A 4,711-nucleotide genomic window follows, 5' to 3' on the forward strand; every position below is an offset into this window, starting at 1 on the left:
AAATCCTTATCTGGCAAGAGACTTAATTGATTAGTTCGCTCTAGATAAGAAATAATTGACAAAAATCGCTAAATGCCTTTCTATATAAGGGTTCCATCCCTTATAACCCCCGTCCATTGCATAACACAAACCGAAGAGCCATATTCTCCTGGGACAATTCTTGGGGGACGCAGACCCAATGTTCTCTGGCTCCCAGGTCAATTCCCGCCGCCTTGGCATTGATGATATTTAACTTCTGGTCACTACTTTGGGTTTTTGGGGACTTGTTTCGGGATTTGGTCATGGCTTTGTTGGCTCCGAGTTATGATCGGGGAAGTACCCTGGTTCTAGGAAGGGTTTTTTACTTGATTCTCGACCACGGGTTCACGAGTTAATCCTCGTCTCGGCAATTCTTTTTTCCTCTTTCCTAGGGACCTTTGCTGATAATCGGGTCTAATGACACCATTGTTACTCCGGTTTGAGTTCAGGATACTTCCAGATTTATAAGATCAGGGCTTCCCCCTAGTTTCTCTTTTTCTTTTTAGGGCGCTTTGCGTCCTTCAGGAGCTAATAACTGATAACTGATGCTTACTCCCTTTGATTCCCCCAGATCTTTACATTGGCAGCAAAGCTTGCGATCACCAATTATTCGTCAATTGGAGATATTTAGCTTTACAACGCAGTTTTTGACTTTTTTGATCTGGGATCGTTTAACGGGGGCTAATAGGGGCAAAAAACGGCAAAGGAGAGCGAAATGGTTAGTAGATCGCCTCATGAATTTAGGACCAACTTTTATTAAAATTGGACAATCTTTATCGACGCGAGCAGATTTAATTCCGCTCGAATATATCGAACAATTAACCCAATTACAGGATCGAGTTCCCGAATTTAATAGTCAAGAAGCGATCCGAGTTATCGAAACAGAATTAGGACAACCCCTAGATAATTTATTTGCAAGTTTTAGCGTTTCTCCCCTCGCTTGTGCCAGTTTAGGACAAGTGCATCGAGCGCAGTTATTAAGTGGGGAAGAGGTGGTTATTAAGGTACAAAGACCGAATCTAGAAGGACTATTTAATCTCGATTTTGAATTGTTGCATCGTCTCACCCGTTGGTTAAATGTTTTCCCCGTAGTGAAAAAATATAATTTAGAAGCTATCTATCAAGAATTCTTTGAGCTACTCTTTCAAGAAATCGATTATATTCATGAGGGGAAAAATGCTGATCGCTTTCGGGAAAATTTTAAGAATTATCCCCAGGTAAAAGTCCCTTTAGTTTACTGGCAATATACCACTCGCAAGGTATTAACTTTGGAGTATGTGCCGGGGATTAAAGTTGATGATCGAGAGACTTTAATAGCTAATAATATTAACGTCGATGGTATTATTCAACTGGGGATCTGTTCCTATCTCAAACAACTATTACAGGATGGTTTTTTCCAATCAGACCCCCATCCAGGTAATATGGCAGTTAGTCAGGAAGGGGAGTTAATTTTCTACGATTTCGGCACGATGTTCGAGTTAAAGTCCGTCGCTAAAGATCAAATGATCGAAACCTTTTTCGCTATCTTGAGAAAGGATACAGAAACAATCTTAAAAACTTTGATGTATATGGGGTTAATTGAACCCGTTAGAGATCTACAACCCATACGAAATATCGTGCAGTTTCTTTTAGATGAATTTCGCGATAAACCGGTAGATGTGAGGGTCTTTGAACAAATTAGCGATCAAGTGTATTTAATGTTTAAACAGCAACCTTTTCGCTTACCTCCCCAAATGACTTTTATTATTAAATCTGTCACCACTTTGGATGGAATTGCCCGCTCTTTAGATCCCCAGTATAATTTATTAGCAGCTAGTCAACCTTTTGTGAAAAGTCTAGCAGTATCAGGAGGAACTACCAACACCATGCTTATCCTAGCTAATCAAGCGCGCACTTTTCTTAAACAACAATGGCAAAAAGGTAATAAAAACGAGAGAATACTCCGTCAATTAGAGGAAAAAATCGAGCGAGGAAATTTAGTTTTTCAAGTTAAGTCACGGGAAAATGAACGACTTCTGAAAAGAATTTATCTGGGAATTAAAGTATTAATTAATGTCTGTCTATTGGGATTTAGCCTTATATCAGCCATATTTTTATTAGACACTAACTATAGCAAACTAGCCATTATTCCCTTCAGTTTAGCGGGTTTATTTGGTTTATTTTTTCTGCGTTCTTCCATGGACTTATTGATTCAGGAAAGATTAGATAAAATGTTAGATAAGTAAATAATTATCATCTTTAATTAGTAGATGGCTTTTGTTATCGGCAACAAAAATTAAAGTTTGACAGGCTGTCTGTTGACAAGATTTTCCAGAAGTTATCATAATGAAAATGTTTTCATTGCACCCAGCAGCAAGAGGACAAGAAAATGTTGTTAAAATCTTTAGCCCTTGGTTCCCTTGTCGGATTATCCTTAGTTACATCTATCCCAGTCTTGGCTAATCCTTCCCTTTCTCCAGTACAAACTAACGAAGCAATAATCGCTGTCGGTCAACAAAAATCCGATTTATTTGTTAATTTAACCACCGATGATCCTTGGCGAGCTGCAATGGCCATTGGTGTCGCCACCAATATGTTGAAAAAAGGTCACTCAACCACTATTTTTTTGAATATTACAGGGGTACACTTGGCTGCGAAGACAATTCCTCAACACACTAACGGTATCACCGGTAAAACCCTGCAAGCAATGTTAGTAGATTTCATCAGTCAAGGGGGAAAAGTCTTAATTTGTCCCTCCTGTATGAAACAAGCAGCAATAAAACCCGAAGATCTAATTGCCGGTGTGGTGACAAGTTCCCCCGATTCCCTAGAAGCAAATTTATTTAACGAAACGGTTAAAGTAATTAGCTGGTAAATCTAGCATTTTCTAGAGAATCTAGAGACCTTAACAATAAGGTCTCTATTATTAGTAGATTTATTTTTGCTTAAAAGAGCGGCCGCTCTTGACTCAGTCGTTATACCATTTTTCTTGGTTCGTGGACCGCCCTCCCAGAAAGCTAATCTGTTGACTATCTAGGGTTTGCTGAATATTACTGGAAGCCTACTAGAAAACGGTTTTGGCACTTTTTTAGTCAAAAAAGTGCCAGAGACAAACGTTGAGAAATCGATACGAGGGACTCATACTAAATCCGTTGAGTATAGGCTACATATCAGGACAGGCACTCATGCACTCTTGCAATAGGCAAGAGGAGCAATAAATAATCAGTCTTTAATAACCGGATTTAGTATCCTATCTTGATTCGGCAACGCTGGCACTCAAATTAATATCCGTAACCATAGATAAAAAACTATATAAATCTAACTAATCATTTACTTTAGTAATTGGTATTTTACAAATCGCTGAAAGCAAGTCACCATAGGAATTAAGCAAATGCAGTTCCGAATCAAATCCTGTGGGAGATAGAAATTATGGTTGCTTTAATCACCCCAAAACCCGCTAAAACCAGCCGTTTAACCACACAAATCCAAGAAATCGCCGAAAATACTTTTACCTTGCGCTGTTTGGATTGGGATCGCGATCGTTTTGATATCGAATTTAGTTTAGAAAACGGTACCACTTATAACTCTTTTGTTATTCAAGGGGAAAAAACCGCCCTAATTGACACATCTCACCGCAAATTCGATCGCCTTTATCTGGATGAATTAACTAAACTAATCAACATCAATCATCTTGATTATTTAATTATCAGTCACACCGAACCCGACCACAGTGGTTTAGTCAAAGAGGTTTTGGAATTAGTCCCAGAAGTTACCGTGGTGGGGGCAAAAGTTGCCATGCAATTCCTCGAAAACATGGTACACAGACCCTTTAAACAGTTAATAGTTAAAAGTGGTGATACTTTAGATTTAGGTAATGGTCATGTCTTAGAATTTGTTGCAGCCCCTAATCTTCATTGGCCCGATACTATCTTCACTTTTGATGCTAAAACTGCCACCCTTTTTACCTGTGATGCCTTCGGAATGCACTTTTGTGATGATCAAACCTATGATCGAGAAAAAGACCTGCTAGAAGGCGATTTTCAAACCTATTATGACTGTCTGATGCGACCGAATGCTCGTTCGGTTTTAGGGGCAATTAAAAGGATCGAGAAATTTGAGATTAATCTCATTGCCACTGGTCACGGTCCCCTATTAAAACACCATATTTCTGATTGGGTGGGACGCTATCAAACTTGGAGTCAAGAACAAACTTCTGCCGATACTTTAGTGGCTATATTCTTTACCCAAGATTACGGACAAAGCGAACATTTAGCTACTATGATTAGTCAGGGTTTGACTAAAACTGATGTGGTGACAGAATTAGTCGATATGAATAATGCTGATCCCCACGAAGTCAGAGAATTAATCAATCAGTCTAAGGGAGTTGTCATCGGAATGCCTCCCCAATCTTCCCCGATTAACCAGACGATTTTAAGCACAATTCTTGCTTCAATTAATGGCAAACAAGCGGTAGGATTATTTGAGTCAGGAGGTGGGGAAGATGAACCAATTTTTCCCTTGAGAAATAAATTACAGGAAATCGGGGCGATCGAAGCTTTTCCTCCTCTTTTAGTGGCTCTTCGGGACTTGTTATGGTTCGATAGGGGGGCATAAATCGACTCAATCCTTATCTGGCAAGAGATTTAATTGATTAGTTCGCTCCAGATCGCAAACAATTGACAAAAATTGCGGCAATGTCTGTCTCTATAAAGGT

The 4,711-nt window shown here is 39.2% G+C and carries 3 protein-coding genes and 1 pseudogene; 3 read left to right on the top strand and 1 reads right to left on the bottom strand.

Annotation, left to right across the window (positions count from 1 at the left end; all coding sequences use genetic code 11):
- Positions 1-100: 100 nt before the first annotated feature.
- Complete coding sequence (locus tag O9332_RS13885; RefSeq protein ID WP_002763293.1) at positions 101-283, bottom strand: hypothetical protein; 183 nt, start codon at positions 281-283, stop codon at positions 101-103.
- Between the two features lie 280 nt (positions 284-563).
- On the opposite strand from O9332_RS13885, the gene O9332_RS13890 reads away from it, so the two are divergent.
- The 3 genes and pseudogenes from O9332_RS13890 to O9332_RS13900 form a co-directional block, all read left to right on the top strand.
- Positions 564-2,243 carry an ABC1 kinase family protein gene (locus tag O9332_RS13890; RefSeq protein WP_002763294.1) on the top strand — a complete coding sequence of 560 codons (1,680 nt, stop codon included), beginning with the start codon at positions 564-566 and terminating at the stop codon, positions 2,241-2,243.
- A gap of 143 nt (positions 2,244-2,386) precedes the next feature.
- Positions 2,387-2,872 carry a DsrE family protein gene (locus O9332_RS13895; RefSeq protein ID WP_002763295.1) on the top strand — a complete coding sequence of 162 codons (486 nt, stop codon included), beginning with the start codon at positions 2,387-2,389 and terminating at the stop codon, positions 2,870-2,872.
- Between the two features lie 554 nt (positions 2,873-3,426).
- A pseudogene (locus O9332_RS13900) lies at positions 3,427-4,572 on the top strand (FprA family A-type flavoprotein); the annotation flags it as partial.
- Positions 4,573-4,711: the final 139 nt, after the last annotated feature.

The organism is Microcystis sp. LE19-10.1B (assembly GCF_027530565.1).
Lineage (GTDB): Bacteria > Cyanobacteriota > Cyanobacteriia > Cyanobacteriales > Microcystaceae > Microcystis > Microcystis aeruginosa.

What these genes read in the sequence shown, in the direction of transcription:
- O9332_RS13885 (WP_002763293.1), bottom strand. Translation starts at nt 283, where the DNA reads ATGACCAAATCCCGAAACAAGTCCCCAAAAACCCAAAGTAGTGACCAG.
- O9332_RS13890 (WP_002763294.1), top strand. Translation starts at nt 564, where the DNA reads ATGCTTACTCCCTTTGATTCCCCCAGATCTTTACATTGGCAGCAAAGC.
- O9332_RS13895 (WP_002763295.1), top strand. Translation starts at nt 2,387, where the DNA reads ATGTTGTTAAAATCTTTAGCCCTTGGTTCCCTTGTCGGATTATCCTTA.